The 15,178-nt window shown below is 34.7% G+C and carries 18 protein-coding genes; 10 read left to right on the forward strand and 8 right to left on the reverse strand.

Translation table 11 applies throughout. The features are described 5' to 3' along the window. Positions 1-253, forward strand: a 253-nt coding sequence (locus KA828_RS09135; RefSeq protein WP_210126089.1) for an LPXTG cell wall anchor domain-containing protein, incomplete at its 5' end; no start/stop codon positions are given. 126 nt (positions 254-379) lie between these two features. Here KA828_RS09135 and KA828_RS09140 read toward each other — a convergent pair. Continuing rightward, on the reverse strand, positions 380-760 hold the full coding sequence (locus KA828_RS09140; RefSeq protein WP_193838817.1) for a hypothetical protein: 381 nt from the start codon (positions 758-760) through the stop codon (positions 380-382). Between the two features lie 233 nt (positions 761-993). Here KA828_RS09140 and KA828_RS09145 point away from each other — a divergent pair, with 233 nt between their 5' ends. Beyond that, positions 994-1,368 carry a transcriptional regulator, SarA/Rot family gene (locus tag KA828_RS09145; protein WP_053030010.1) on the forward strand — a complete coding sequence of 125 codons (375 nt, stop codon included), beginning with the start codon at positions 994-996 and terminating at the stop codon, positions 1,366-1,368. 80 nt (positions 1,369-1,448) lie between these two features. Here KA828_RS09145 and KA828_RS09150 read toward each other — a convergent pair whose 3' ends face one another. The 5 genes from KA828_RS09150 to KA828_RS09170 form a co-directional block, all read right to left on the reverse strand. Then, complete coding sequence (locus KA828_RS09150) at positions 1,449-2,099, reverse strand: SDR family oxidoreductase (RefSeq protein ID WP_210126090.1); 651 nt, start codon at positions 2,097-2,099, stop codon at positions 1,449-1,451. Positions 2,100-2,257: 158 nt separating this feature from the next. Continuing rightward, the gene (gene phnE, locus KA828_RS09155; protein ID WP_210126091.1) at positions 2,258-3,085 is read right to left on the reverse strand and encodes a phosphonate ABC transporter, permease protein PhnE; all 828 of its coding nucleotides are present in this window, start codon (positions 3,083-3,085) and stop codon (positions 2,258-2,260) included. Further along, positions 3,082-3,882 carry a phosphonate ABC transporter, permease protein PhnE gene (gene phnE, locus KA828_RS09160; RefSeq protein WP_053030013.1) on the reverse strand — a complete coding sequence of 267 codons (801 nt, stop codon included), beginning with the start codon at positions 3,880-3,882 and terminating at the stop codon, positions 3,082-3,084. Before phnE (KA828_RS09160) ends, phnE (KA828_RS09155) begins: the two co-directional genes overlap by 4 nt. Position 3,883: 1 nt before the next feature. Continuing rightward, positions 3,884-4,657: a phosphonate ABC transporter ATP-binding protein gene (gene phnC / locus KA828_RS09165; RefSeq protein ID WP_053030014.1), complete on the reverse strand. Its 774-nt coding sequence runs from the start codon at positions 4,655-4,657 to the stop codon at positions 3,884-3,886. Positions 4,658-4,983: 326 nt separating this feature from the next. Beyond that, positions 4,984-5,943, reverse strand: coding sequence for a phosphate/phosphite/phosphonate ABC transporter substrate-binding protein (locus tag KA828_RS09170; RefSeq protein WP_210126092.1), 960 nt, complete (start codon positions 5,941-5,943; stop codon positions 4,984-4,986). Positions 5,944-6,236: 293 nt separating this feature from the next. On the opposite strand from KA828_RS09170, the gene KA828_RS09175 reads away from it, so the two are divergent. Next, positions 6,237-7,778 (forward strand): bifunctional metallophosphatase/5'-nucleotidase, encoded by a 1,542-nt coding sequence (locus KA828_RS09175; protein ID WP_210126093.1) that lies wholly within the window; start codon positions 6,237-6,239, stop codon positions 7,776-7,778. A gap of 74 nt (positions 7,779-7,852) precedes the next feature. Next, positions 7,853-8,416 carry a hypothetical protein gene (locus KA828_RS09180; protein WP_053030017.1) on the forward strand — a complete coding sequence of 188 codons (564 nt, stop codon included), beginning with the start codon at positions 7,853-7,855 and terminating at the stop codon, positions 8,414-8,416. 70 nt (positions 8,417-8,486) lie between these two features. Here the strand turns inward: KA828_RS09180 and KA828_RS09185 are convergent, their stop codons facing one another. Together KA828_RS09185 and KA828_RS09190 are read right to left on the reverse strand one after the other, a co-directional pair. After that, the gene (locus tag KA828_RS09185) at positions 8,487-9,656 is read right to left on the reverse strand and encodes an MFS transporter (protein WP_210126094.1); all 1,170 of its coding nucleotides are present in this window, start codon (positions 9,654-9,656) and stop codon (positions 8,487-8,489) included. A gap of 361 nt (positions 9,657-10,017) precedes the next feature. Next, complete coding sequence (locus KA828_RS09190) at positions 10,018-10,938, reverse strand: DMT family transporter (protein WP_210126095.1); 921 nt, start codon at positions 10,936-10,938, stop codon at positions 10,018-10,020. A gap of 155 nt (positions 10,939-11,093) precedes the next feature. On the opposite strand from KA828_RS09190, the gene KA828_RS09195 reads away from it, so the two are divergent. The 6 genes from KA828_RS09195 to KA828_RS09220 all read left to right on the forward strand — a co-directional run bounded on the left by KA828_RS09195 (position 11,094) and on the right by KA828_RS09220 (position 15,164). Next, complete coding sequence (locus KA828_RS09195) at positions 11,094-11,576, forward strand: RrF2 family transcriptional regulator (protein WP_210126096.1); 483 nt, start codon at positions 11,094-11,096, stop codon at positions 11,574-11,576. A gap of 143 nt (positions 11,577-11,719) precedes the next feature. Further along, a complete protein-coding gene (locus KA828_RS09200; RefSeq protein WP_053030021.1) occupies positions 11,720-11,923 on the forward strand; it encodes a helix-turn-helix transcriptional regulator in 204 nt (67 codons plus the stop codon). Continuing rightward, a complete protein-coding gene (locus KA828_RS09205; RefSeq protein ID WP_210126097.1) occupies positions 11,920-12,639 on the forward strand; it encodes a DUF3169 family protein in 720 nt (239 codons plus the stop codon). Before KA828_RS09200 ends, KA828_RS09205 begins: the two co-directional genes overlap by 4 nt. A 91-nt stretch (positions 12,640-12,730) precedes the next feature. After that, positions 12,731-13,576: an ABC transporter ATP-binding protein gene (locus KA828_RS09210; protein ID WP_210126098.1), complete on the forward strand. Its 846-nt coding sequence runs from the start codon at positions 12,731-12,733 to the stop codon at positions 13,574-13,576. Continuing rightward, a complete protein-coding gene (locus KA828_RS09215; protein ID WP_210126099.1) occupies positions 13,576-14,211 on the forward strand; it encodes an ABC-2 transporter permease in 636 nt (211 codons plus the stop codon). Before KA828_RS09210 ends, KA828_RS09215 begins: the two co-directional genes overlap by 1 nt. Before the next feature lie 167 nt (positions 14,212-14,378). Beyond that, positions 14,379-15,164, forward strand: a complete 786-nt coding sequence (locus tag KA828_RS09220) for an arylamine N-acetyltransferase family protein (protein ID WP_210126100.1) — start codon at positions 14,379-14,381, stop codon at positions 15,162-15,164. Positions 15,165-15,178 lie beyond the last annotated feature (14 nt).

Here is a 15,178-nt window from a genome sequence, read left to right on the forward strand (position 1 = left end):
TGACATGGGATTCAATGGTTACGCAGAAAAGCATCATTTAGTTAAACAACAAGCACAGTCACCACAATCACAAATGAATACACAACTTAGTAAACAAGCAACGCATTCTCAACAAGAAGCGAGTCAATCTTCATTACATCACGAATTACCTATGACGGGCGAACGCACTTCAACAACACCATTTGTTTACAGTATTTTAGCTTTTATATTAGGTGTAGGTGTAATTAGCCTTAGACGTCAACTTATGAAATAAACAATAACTATATTTTTCTAATTATCTGTTACTTTTATTACTAAAGCATTTCTTTTATGCATATGATAAGTAAAGAAGCTATCGCAATAGGTGGTCTCACCTAGCGATAGCTTCTTTTTTATAATTCTAAACTAATAAGAGTTTAATGCCTCTAACGATATTTTGAATGAATAAATAAACACCGACTAAACCTAGTATAACGGCAATTACCCATGAACCAAATACAACCCAACTATCCATATTTGTTGAAGCGTTGCCCATAAAGCTAGCAGATATCATCAATGCGAATGGCGCTAATGCAAAGCAAATCCAAGTTAAAATATGGTTAAACAACGCTTTACGTGCGTGGGTTGATACTGGTTGGTCAGCGATGATCCACATTACAATTGGTAATAGTACTGGTGCAAAAAATACGCTTAAATAACTAATAGACGATGCAATATTTTCATTTCTGCTACCGTAATCGTCGTCATGTCTGTAGTTATATTTGTCTTTTACATCTTCCATAATCACTCACCTCAATTATATGTAAACATATTTAACTTAAGATTTTTAGGGAGAAAGCCCAAAATTACAACTCTGTAAGTTTCGGGAGCGTTCAACTCATTTGTCTATCTAACGCTATTATGATTAACGCTACCAATGTTAAATTAATTATTTAGTTTATTATGTCGCTAGCTTATTTTATTTATTGTTATAATATTAAAAAACAGACTAAGAAATAAATGTGAGGCATAACTATGGCAAATGAATTAGTAAATGAATGGCTAGAATTTACATCCATATACAATAACGTTTCAAAGCAGTTAGAACACGATTTAATGTCTCACCATCATCTTGCATTAAAAGAATTCTATGTCTTAATGTATTTAGATTGTGCAGAACATCATCAATTACCGTTGAAAGTGTTACAAACGAAAGTTGGTTTGAGTCAAAGTGCAATGTCTAGATTAGCAACAAGAATGGAATCAAAAGATTGTGGTGTGATACGACGACAAGGTTGTAGTGAGGATAAACGTGATGTTTACGCTGCTATGACAGATAAAGGACGTCATTTCTATAACGAAGTTAAAGTCACTTTTGAAAATACCTTACGTGATGTGTTCAAATCATAACACGAAACCCATGGTAGCGAGATAACACTCATATCGCGTGCATTATCTCCCCCATGGGTTTCTCTATATTATAAACTATCTTATTTTAATTGTTCTAATGCTTCTCTAATAGTAGTATCACCTGATTGAATATAGACCACTTGTTTATCTAATTGCGTTATATCTAATGCGTTGATTAATGTTGTTGCAACATCATCTCGTGGAATTGTGTAACCATTTGGGTCTCCTTCAATTGAGAAAGAAGCATCGATTTTGCCAGTACCTTCATCATCTTGTAATGGTCCTGGACGTACGATGGTATAATTCAAGTCTGATTGTTCAATATAGTAATCAGACATATGTTTGGCAACAGCGTATGGTCTCATCACATCAGACTCATTATCTGGGTCTGGACTATCTGTTGCGCTTAATTGTACTAATTTTTTTACGCCATTTTCGCTTGCTGCATCGACCACTTTTTTAGAACCCCAAAGGTCCACAAGAAGTGTTTTATCTGCACCAGTACTACCACCAGATCCAGCTGCAAAGATAACAGCATCAACGCCATCAAAGGCATTAGAGATGTCACCTTCTAAGTCAGCAACTACGACTTTGTCTGCGCCTACACTTTCTAATTCAGATACTTGTTCGTCTTTACGTACCAAAGCTACGGATTTATGTTCAGTGTCTTTCAACTGTGCTACTACTTTACGTCCTACAGCACCGTTTGCACCTACAACTAATACATTCATTCTATATCTCCTTTCATTTTGAAAATGCACACCATATTCATGCATGTGCATGCATTTTATTAACTACTATATGTATTACCGACTCTCTATATTTTAAACATCTCTATATAAAAAGAGTCGAATAAATACGTTTTAATATTTACTCGACCCTATCCAATCTATACTATTCGTTTACGTATAGCACCTGAAATCAAATCAACAATGGCTACCATAATCACTAAACCGATTAAAATAATACCTACTCGATCCCAAGAACGTGTTTGAAGTGCAAAAATTAAAGGTGTACCGATACCGCCAGCACCAATCAAACCTAAAATGGATGCAGAACGTAAATTCAATTCAAAGCGATATAATACGAGTGATAAAAATGATGGTAATATTTGTGGTATGACTGCAAAAATAAGTGTCTTAGTCTTATTCGCACCACTCGCTTTCAGTGCTTCTACTGAAGTAAAATCTAATCTTTCAATATCTTCGACGAATAATTTTCCGAGCATCCCTACTGAATGAATACCTAAAGCTAATACACCTGAAAATGAGCCTGGACCAACTGCTTTAATGAAAATGAGCGCCATAACGATTTCTGGAAATACACGAATCACACTTAATATCAATTTAGTCATGCCTGTTACCGGGCGAACTTTGATGAAATTTCGTGCACCTAGAAAAGCAAATGGAATACATATGACCGCAGCAATAAATGTACCTATTACCGCAATTGCAAATGTTTCAAGTAATCCACGTAATAAATCCTCACCCGCAGGAATATACACATAATCCCAATCTGGATGGAATAAGCCGTTAAAGATAGATTTTAAAATTTCGATAGATTTTGATTTTAATTCTAAGGCGGGCATCCCTACAAAGCCCCACGCTATAATTCCTAAAACAACAATAGCTATAATCCAATTTTTAATTAATTTTTGTTTTTGTTGTTTTGATTTAACAGGATACTTTTGTTCTAGCTTGTTTGTACTCTGTGTCATGCGAGTTGTTCCCTCACTTTCGAACTTGCATAGTCAATAATTACAACAATAACAAGTGTAAACAGGATAATCATCGCAGTTTTAGGATATTGGAATAAGCCTAGTGTTGAATCGTAAAACAATCCGATACCACCAGCACCCACAAGGCCAAGTACAGCTGAAGCACGAATATTAATTTCAAATGCGAATAACACATATGAGAAGAAAGTTGACATAATTTGTGGCACAACGCCAAAGACAATCCACTTTATTTTATTTGCGCCGACTGCCGTCATAGCTTCCATCGGTCCTGGATCGATGGTTTCTAGTGATTCATATAGTAATTTGGCAATTACACAGATTGTTAAGATAAATAGCGCTAATACACCTGGGATTTGACCAATGCCGAAGACAGCTACAAAGATAGCAGCTAATAATAAATCAGGTATCGTACGCACAATATTTAGGATAAAGCGTGCGGGAATCGAAACCCATTTTGTTTTAATGATATTGCTTGCACAAATTAGCGCAATTGGTATAGACACAATCGCACCTAAAAATGTCCCAACAATAGCCATTCGAATGGTGTCTAACATCGGTTTCAATATTGTATGTATATATGCCCAGTCTGGTGGCACCATTTGTCCAAAGAATGAACCAATTTGAGGTAACCCTACCATTAAATCGGCAAAGCTAAAGCCCGTGTATACGAAACTCCATACAACTAAAGCAACAACGATAAGCACTGTAAAACTTGTTTTAAGTGACATTTTTTTATTTAAATATTGATCATATTTATGCGTAGTAGGCGTTGTCATTTTAATCCACCCCTAGCTTCTCGTCATCTTTAAGCTTACGGCCATATATATCATTAAAGACTGCTTCTGTTGCTTCTTCAACAGGTCCATCATAAACAAGTTCTCCAGCACGAAGACCTATGATACGCGTACCATATTCAAGCGCTAAATCTACAAAGTGTAAGTTAATTAGAATTGTAATTCCTAATTCTTCATTAATTTTCTTTAAATCATCCATAACTTGCTTTGTTGTAAGAGGATCCAATGACGCAACAGGTTCATCCGCTAAGATAATTGCAGGTTCTTGTGCTAATGCACGTGCAATTGAAATACGTTGTTGCTGACCACCAGACAATTCATCAGAACGCTGATCATATTTATCTAGAATATTTACGCGCTCTAGCGCATCCATTGCCTTCACTTTATCTTCTTTTGGGAAAAGACCTAACACCATCTTCCAAGTTGGATGATAACCAACACGGCCACTTAATACATTACGCAATACAGATGATCGTTTCACAAGATTAAAGTGTTGGAAAATCATGCCAATATTACGACGCATCATTAATAGCGATTTACCTTTCGCTTTAGTAATCGATTTACCTTCAATAAGAATATCTCCGGATGTAATATCATGCAGTCGATTGACGGATCTTAATAGCGTTGATTTACCTGCACCCGATAAGCCAACAATAACTGCAAAATCTCCCTTTTCGATATTCAAATTGATATCTTTTAATCCTACATGACCATTGGGATATACTTTATTGACATCTTTAAATTCAATTTGACTCATTTAAATAGCACCCTTTATTTTTTACAAAGAACTTCGTGAGACAGAATTCTTCACGAATTCGTCATCGACTCCCAGCTTGCTTTGCTTGTAAAATCACTTTCGCGATTTTTTATGCTGGGGCTCGTCCGCAAGAATGATTAGAACTGAGAAATGCTTGATATAAGCGATATCTCAGTTCAGTCAGCTACTGTGAATTTATTGCGTAGCTTCAAAAATATTATTTTTGACCTTGCACTTCTTTGTCCCTTGTTTATCTACAATGTTTATTAGACTAAATTTAAATACTTTTTAATCGTATTATAGCTTCTTTTAATATTATTCTACGCTTATTTCATATCTTGAACTTGTTTTTCATATTTTCTTACAATATCAAAGTCTGAATCTTTCGCGTCTGTATATCCTTCGTGAGAATATACTTCACTGATAATTTTGTGACCTTCTTTTGTTTTAGAGATATCTTTAAATGCTTTTTTAAGTTTATCTTGGAATTTCTTATCCATATCCGGACGTACTGAAATCGTGTCATTTGGAATAGGTTCTGTTAATTTAATAATCTTAGTATCTTTAAATACATTTGGTTGGTCCTTTTTAACGATGGTACGTGCGTCTTGGAATACTGCTGCCGCATCAACATCACCGTTAAGTAATGAAATGACTGCTTGGTCGTGTCCTTTAACATTAACAATCTTCATATCTTTCGTTGCATCAATCCCCGCTTCTTCTTTAAGTGTTGAGATAGGGAATGTGTATCCTGCTGTAGAAGTTACATCTTGTAATGCAATCTTTTTGCCTTTTAAGTCTTTTAAGCTATTAATACCAGAATCTTTTTTAACTAATATTTCTGATTTATAGTCATCTACTAATTTTTTCGAATTAGAACCATCTTCATTAACGCCATAACGTTGTGCTTTTAACAACAAGTCTGCTGCTTTTTGATCATGTGCTAACGTGTACGCTGTTGGTGGAAGAAATCCAACATCCACTTTTTTAGATTTCATCGCTTCAACGATTGTATTATAGTTTGTCGATACAGATACCTTTACTGGAATTCCTAATTCTTTAGATAACAATTTTTCAAGTGGCTTTGCTTTTGCTTCAAGTGTGTCTGCATTTTGTGATGGCACAAATTGTACCGTTAATTCCTTAGGTGTGTAACCATCTTTACTAGAATCTGATCCGCTGTCAGCGCTTTTATTCTTGCTGTCTAATGAGCTATTATTTCCACACGCCGCCGCAAAAATAATAACTGTTAAAGCAAGCACTAAAAGATACTTCATTTGCTTCATAACTGTAATGCCCCCGTTCGATATGTATAAAATCGTGTAATTTGTCAATTTATATGACAATATAAGATTAGCACAATATTACTTGAAATAATATTTAATTATCATGAATTTTATATAAAATATATTTATATCGTTAAATTATTGTAAATCATTTCTAAATTTTTTCTTTAAAATCTAATTTGCCTGACTTTTTTACTATAATTTCTTTATATAACATTTATTCAAGATGTGTGCTCATGCATATCATATAGTGATGACTATTATTTTATTGTTCTAATGAAAGGATGTTACATATGACGCAACTTGGTCTTTATATCGTGAGTGATGTTCACGGCTATATTTTCCCTACTGATTTTTCACATGCAAATCAACAGTTACCTATGGGGTTGTTATATGCGAATCAGTTAATTGAAACATCAAGCAAACATGACGATATTCATTTCAAAATTGATAATGGCGATTTCTTACAAGGCGCACCATTTTGTAATTATTTAGTGTCTAAATTACAGACTAGCGAACCATTAACAACTATTTACAATCGTTTAAATTTTGATTTTGGAACAATTGGAAACCATGAATTTAATTATGGCCTGACATACCTTAACGACACACTCCAAACCCTTAACTATCCAGTGTTATGCGCGAATATTTTAGATTCACAACATCAACCTTTTACAGGTGAAGGCGTGCATTATTTTGAAAAGGGAGACCTCGTCGTGGGCGTGATTGGTCTAACTACACAATATATTCCGAACTGGGAACAACCACATCATATCGAAGGCTTAACATTTAAAAGTGCGGTTGAAACACTCGCACAAGTATTACCGAATGTCCGTAATAAAGCTGACATCGTTGTCGTGTCATATCATGGTGGATTCGAGTGTGATGTAGATACAGATGTGCCGACTGAAGATTTAACTGGAGAAAATGAAGCGTCTGAAATTCTACGTCGTTTCCATAAAAGTATCGATGTCTTGATTACAGGTCATCAACACCGCGATATCGCAACAGTGAAGTATGACACCGCCGTTATACAACCTGGAACACGTGCCACACAAGTCGGTAAAGTGACGCTAACGATTGATGATCGTAACCGCATTAGTCATAAAGAAAGTACATTATTGCCTGTAATGCCTGATACAGATTTCAGCCTGTTACCCGAAGATGCTAAGCTATTAACACAATTAGAGGACTGGCTAGATACAGAAATTACGACCCTACCAGAACCTATGTTAGTAGAAGACAAGTTTAAGGCTCGAATGAAACCTCATCCACTCATTAATTTAATCAATGTTATGTTACTAGAGAACAGTGGTGCTGATATTGCAAGTACGGCGCTCTTTGACTCAGCAGCCGGATTTAATACACGTATTACAATGCGAGAAATCATCAATAATTATCCATTTCCAAATACGTTTCAAGTTTTGAAACTCACTGGTGCAGGTATTAAAGACGCTTTAGAAAAATCAGCAAGCTATTTCGCACTTAATGACGAAAACGAAATAACCATTAATGATGCTTTTTTATATCCAAAACCACAGCATTTTAACTATGACATGTATGGCGGTATCACTTATACCATTCATGTAGGAGAACCTATTGGTCAACGCGTAACTGATATTAAGGTTGGCAATGAACCACTTATCAGTGATAAAACTTATACCATTTGTGTCAACAACTATCGTGCTGTAGGTGGTGGCAATTACAACATGTTCGCCAACGCACCTGTTGTCAAAGACATTCAAAAAGAAGGCGCGCAACTTTTGATTGATTTCATTACCAATAACGATTTGTCTAACATTCCACAAGTCGTTAATTTTAAAGTTCAGCAATAATTTTTCTTCTCATACCGCCCGGATAATGTACAATATATGTGTAAATATCCACATCAGGAAGGGAGTTCATCTTTATGAGCGAATTTTTAGCAGCGATTGTCGGAGGTATCTTTGCGCTAATTGGGACATTTTGGGGCATTAAATATCAAATCACTAAAGAAAAAGAAGAAAAACGTGAAGATTATAAAAATGACATTTTGAGTATGATTGATTTAACTGCTTACAAAGCTTCTAAAATAAGTAAAATTCATTTAAGCGAAACGAATGCTTTAATCAATAAGCCGCAAACATTAGAGAAGTGTGATGATGTTAAAGAACTTTTTGTAAAATTAGACGATCAAATTCAAGAATTATTGGGTACTATGAGTCACCATGAAGAAGAATCCAATAAACCTATTCGCGATTTATTAAATTGCTATGAATCTTTGGAGAATTATATCTCTAAATTTTCTATAGCTGCAAGAATCTATGACGATAAATACGAAACAACTTCTGACGATAAACGTATTATCATCGTTAGAACGAAAGAGAAATTAGATCGTAATATCCATACATTTATCAATGATTTACGTCAATTTTCTAAACATCATTTCAACCACGAAATGTATGAACCCACATTAAAATTCGAATCGGATTAAATATAATGAAACACCTCTAATATCAGTATAATGACCAACTGAGCTTAGAGGTGTTACTTCGACTAAAGCATTATGTTTCAAATTCGATATGTTTCTTTTCATAGAAATAATTAACTGTATTAATTAAAATACCTAGAATAATAATGCCGCCTGACACGAAGGTAATCATTAAATAAGGTAAACCAACCGATAATAAAATAGACCCGATAATTGCGCCTAAGAAGTTCGCAACATTAAAGATAGATGCTGCTAATGTGCTTGCAAGTAGTGGTGCTTCCTTGGCACTTAATATAATCTTACTATTTAATAAGGGTGTCGTACCAAATGTACCAAATCCGAATAAGAAGCAAATTATAATTGCTAAAATCGTATGATGCACGAAAGTGACAAATAATACGATAGTTAAAAATAGTAATAAAAACGTATAGAATAAATATTTCGTCAATTTAGGTTCTGGCACATTCCCTGTAATTAAGTTCCCTAACACACCACCTAAACCAAACATAAATAAACAGATCGTTAGGCCGATGATTTTAAAAGGTGCGAAGTTATGAATCATTGGCTCCATAAAGGTATACGTTGTGAAGACACCTGAATAACCAAAGACGATAATAGACATCACAATTAAAATATGTGGATTTTTGAATACTTTCAATTCATTTTTCACATTAGATTCTGTGCTAAGTGATACATCTGGTACAAATTTCAACATACCTATCATTGTAATAATCGCTAAACCAATCATAACGCCAAAGACGACTCTCCAGTTTGCAAATCCACCTAAGAATGAACCAAATGGTACACCAATCATAACCGCGATAGTTAATCCTGCTTGCACAAGTGCAATCGCTTGTGGTTGTTTACCACGAGGTGCAACGGCTGCAGCGACACTCATACACACGCCAAAGAAGGGTGCATGCATTGACGCTGACAACAATCGTGATAACAGTAATATTTGAAAATTAGGTGCCAACATCCCTACCACGTTACTTCCGATAAATATGGCCACTAAAATCGGTAATAAGCGTTTGGCACGCACATTCATTGTGAATATACGCATGAACGGCCCAATTAGCGCAACACTTACGGCATATACACTAATTAATAATCCTGCACTTGAAATAGACACTTTCATATCACTTGCGATTTGAGTTAGTAATCCCGTTACAACATATTCTTCCATACCAACTGTAAATGTACCTAACATGAATAAGAAGAACATCATTCTGTTACCTTTCATCATTGCTACCTCCTTTTATATCGCGCTCAAAAATAATACGAGTGCTATCTTACAAAAAAATAGGTACCATGTGAAGAGGTTTATTCAGATTTTTTGATTTTCTTAAGTCTGTATTCGCAAGTTTTCATATATTTTCATTGTATTAATATTAAGACAATTTTAAGTATGTAGTATTTCGAAAACCTTCCATATATGCAACATTTTCAATCAAAATGTCGCTATGTTAATCTAACTAGCATAGGAGTGATATGATGTCTGAATCTAAAAAAGATAAATCCAAACAACCACTTTGGGAACTCATAATTAATATTATCCTAGAACTATTTAGTGCGATCATTCGATTTTTCAAACATTTATTATCTTAAATTCTTAGGTGATGTGGTGAATAATTAATCGCAATCAATGCGATTACAACACACAATCCGCCTAACATAATGTGTAATGTGAAAGGTTCACCTAACCCTATAATTGAAAAAATGGTTGAAAATAAGGGCACTAAAAATAAAAAGCTACTCGAAATCGTAGCGCCACGTAAATTCAAACTACTAAACCATAATCCAAATGATCCAATAGACGCTGGAAACACAAGCCACCAAAACCATAACCATCCCCAACCATTCAATTGTTCAATGTGATAACGTTCCCCTAACAATTGGCTAATCAAGAACATGATGATGCCGCCAAATAATAATTGCCATCCCGTTAATACCCATGCCCCTTTATCAAACTTAAATCGCTTAGTCACAACAGTATTACATGACCAACATAGTGAACCAAGTAATGCGACACACGCACCCCACCCTAACAATGTACGATCTAACCCTAGACATATCGTAACCCCAATCACGCCAATCACGAGTGCAACCATTTTAATCATTGTTAACCGCTCTTTCAGTATGAAATGCGCAAGAACAGCTAACCACAATGGATTAGTAAAGAGTAAAACGGCAGACATTGAAGAGGATACGCCTAATGACATTGCTATATTTAATAATCCCATTGTTCCAGCCGTTTGTAATAAACCGATTGTAGCGACAAATATAAAGCCCTTGTAACTATTATGATCAATTGTTGGTACTACGTTTTTGACTCCCCTTTTCAAAAATAAAACCAATAAGATAATGCATCCTGCGATGGTAAAACGCCATCCGCCTAATAACATAGGTGGCACGTGTTCAATTGAGATGAGATACTTCCCAGTTGGAAAAGAAGAGCCCATACATAGGGTCGTTAAAATAATACATATATAGAAATATAAGTACGAACGTTGATGTAAATTCATAGATGTCATCTCCTAGTCATTGATTAAAGATAATTAAGATATTCGTTGTCTTTAAATAGTATTATAATGCACGCTTTCTATTTTTCAATCATAATATATAAAATTTTTATAATATATTTTATAATGAAACAAATATCTATTACTGGAGGACTGTTATGAGATTATCTAAAGGATGGGAACAAGCTGTCTATGTTCTATTAATGCTGAACCTACTACCCAAACATAGCGTGATGACCTCTACCGCGTTAAGTGATCGTTTAAATGTTTCTGATTCTTATTTAAAGAAGATTATTAAAGCTCTTGTTAAAGAAGATCTCGTTAATTCTTCTACAGGCAAAAATGGCGGCTTTTCTTTAAATAAGCCTTTAAATCAAATCACATTTTATGATGTTTTTCTAGCAATAGAAGGTCGAGACGCGATCTTTTCTAGTCAGCAATTATTGAAACCCTTCTTAGGTGAAAAGGAAGGCCAAAAAGCAGAAATGTGTGTAGTTAGTCATGCTTTAAATACAATTGAACATACACTTATCTCCACTTTATCTTCGATTACATTGGATGAAGTAAATCAAACCATCGTCACAAAATATCATCTTAACGATTTAAATCAATGGGTTCTATCGAATCGTAAATTACGCTAAAACAAGCCTTCTGGGTGTCTAACTTCAGACAACTCGAAGGCTACCTTTTAGAATTTTATGACAAAAATATAGGTCTTTTTGACTAATATACTTGTCAAAATGACAAAGATAATGTAACGTTATAGACAAGGAGCTGATGAATATTGCGAAATCGTCTTAAAGAATTGCGTGCTCGCGATGGCTTCAATCAAACACAACTCGCTAAGAAAGCTGGTATCTCACGCCAAACAGTTTCTTTGATTGAACGGAATGATTTTATGCCGTCCATTTTAACAGCCGTTAAAATTGCACGTATATTCAATGAACCAGTTGAAAATGTCTTTATATTTGAGGAGGGAGATTTATGAAAGTAGGCAGGTATTTACTCTATTTATTGATAGGAGGTATTATTGGTGGAATGATAGGGGCCTCAATAGGAATGCTAAGTGATGGGAACATCTTTGGTATCTTACATTTCGCTTCATACAATTTCACGATTATCGTTACCATTATCGCTTCATCAATTAATATTGGACTTATCTTAGCGATTTGGAAGACCTCTCAGACATCTTTAAAATACAAACATAAAACTGAAAATGCCAGTGATGTCAACCTCGATCAATATGAACAAAAAGCTAATTTAACTTTCATGAAAACTGGCACATTATATTACATTACAGTATTAGTCGCTTTATTAAACATATTTATTATTGCCTTAGGTAATGGCCCATCATCTATTTTATTTTTAGTCATTGTGCCATTTATATTGACATTAATTCCGTCAACCTTACTTGGTTTCTTTTATAGAAAATTTGACACGCGTATGCCTAAACAAGGCGAAGCCAATTATACAGAACGTATTTTACAAAATATGGATGAAGGTGAGCGTCATATTACACTTGAATCAATGTTTAAAGTATATCACGTTAATATTTCCTTAATCATGGTAGGCGCTATTTTCTTAGGTATCTTTTCAATCGTTACAGGTATTAACCAAGCAGTTGGCGTTGGCATCTTAATCATTTTATTCGCTTACAACACATTTGGTTATATGTTAAAAGTACGTAAATTTTACAAATCCTAGTTATTTATTAATTAATCTATATTATGATAAACGTAACTAATCTTTAATTAAATTAAATCCAAAACCTAATCAACAGAAAGAGAGGATTATTATGGAACATCTACTACAAGTGCAACATCTCAACAAGTCGTATAGGAAATCGCAATTCCATTTGAAAGATATTTCTTTAACACTTCGACCTGGTGAAGTGATTGGTTTAATTGGTAAGAATGGTTCAGGTAAATCAACATTGATTAATACATTAGTTGGTAACCGTTTTAAAGATTCTGGAGAGATTTCATTTTTTGATCAAGTTGTCTCAGATAAGGATTATGCATACAAAGAGCATATTGGCGTTGTATTTGATGACTTACGTGTGCCTGATAAACTCGAAATTAAAGATATGGATAAGGTTTTTGCGAATATTTTCAAAATATGGAACAGTGATCGTTTCTTTGAAGTCATTCAGCGTTTCGAATTACCAACTAACGCGCAAATTAAGACGTTCTCAAGAGGGATGCGTATGAAAGCAGCCTTAGCTATGGCTTTAGCGCATGATACAAAGTTACTCATTCTGGATGAGGCTACTGCGGGTATGGACGTATCAGGACGTGAAGAAGTCATTGAAATGTTGGAAGACTATATTTCAGAAGGCAATGGTATTCTCATTTCATCTCATATTTCTGAAGATATTGAGCATCTCGCTACACAATTAGTGTTTATGCGTGATGGTGAAGTTGTCCTTCAAGAAAATAAGGAAGCATTGTTAAAACAATACGGTATTGTAGAAATTGAGGAACAAAATGATATAGACATTCCACAAGACATCATCATTGCATCAAGAGTGAGACAAGGTAAGCGTCAAATCTTAATTAATGATTGGTCACGCGTTACAAATGCGCACCCACTTAACACTATTGATGACGCAACAAAATTAATTATGAGAGGTGATAAATAATGAAAGGTCTAATATTAAGTAGTTTCTATGCATCTAAAAAGTCACTTATCACATATTTCATTGTAGCCGTTGTAGCAAGTTTCCTATTTGCCTTTATAAATCCAGCAATGGCATGTTTCTTACCAATGCTTTTCTTATTGTCACCAGTGACGGATAACTTGAAACGTGAAAAAGATTCTAAGTGGATGTATTATATCTCAACATTGCCATCACATCGTAGCGCTTATATTAAAAGCTACTTTGCATTTTACGGCATACTCATTTTCATCGGATTAATCATTGGTTTAATCGCAGTATTGGCAATACATCAAAATTTAATGTTAACACTTATTTCAGGTTTAGTCGGTATAGGTGCTGCAGGCACATACGCTATTATGTTCCCGTTAACATTTAAATTTGGTCCAGAGAATTCAAATGTCATCATGATTTCAACATCTGTTATCGTTCTCATTTTATTCTTTATTACTTACTTTGGTGTCATTATATCAGCTGTGGTACGTTCAGGATCATTCTCTGATTTAGGAACAAATCCTACAGATTTCCTTTTCATAGGATTATATGCACTACTTGGCATCATTTGCTTGGTGGCTTCTTATTTCCTTTCAATAGCCATTTTCAATAAACAAGAATTATAACCTTTAAGTTATTTACAATTTTAATTTAAACTCAAAGTGGTTCTAAGCACGCTACATTAGTGGCACTCAAGTGTTTAGAACCACTTTCTATTCATTGCTTATATGCGTCATTCAACTTTTTATAGGGTATGGATGACTAAACGCACTTAAAAAGGAGTCCTCATCTAATGAACATTCAAACTATCGAACGCTATTTAAATATTGATTCTTCAAAATATCATGAACCTACACTTGAAGCGCTCAATTATTACATTAAACGCTACATGCTTACGGTTCCTTTTGAAAATATTAATGTCCAAAATGGCATACCTATCTCCGTAGAAATTAATGATTTATATGATAAATTCATTATTCAACACCGTGGCGGTTTCTGTTACGAAATGAATCATTTCTTTGGGACTTACCTTGAAGCCAAAGGGTTTACCGTATATCGCATGTCTGCGACAGTCGAACAGCCGAATGGCAATCGTAGTCCAGAAGGTTCACATATGTCACTTGTAGTCCCAATTGATGGTGTCAGTTATGTTGCAGACGTAGGTTTTGGAGATTTACCTTTACAAGCTTTACCTATTACCAATATCGACCCTACTCATCCTGTGACAGATATTACAGGCGAATTTCGTGCGATTTCAGAACATGACGGTACCTATTGTATTCAAAAGCTTGAAAATGGCACATGGGTCACGCGTTACGAAGCGCGTTTCCAACCCAAACAAGTCGAAGATTTTGCGGATATGATTCAATATAATTCAGAACACCCAGATTCTATATTTGTGCAACAACTGATCGTTACGCAACCTCAGTCATTTGGTCGTGCTACGATGTCATTACAACATCTCACACTAAGTAAACAAGATCATAAAGATAAGTACGACGTAAATTCTGACAACTATCGCGCTTTGCTAAATGAATACTTTAATATAGATGTCAAAATTAAGCCTTTAGAACCTTAAAATATACATTGCTC

It is taken from the genome of Staphylococcus sp. GDY8P85P (assembly GCF_017892405.1).
Lineage (GTDB): Bacteria > Bacillota > Bacilli > Staphylococcales > Staphylococcaceae > Staphylococcus > Staphylococcus borealis.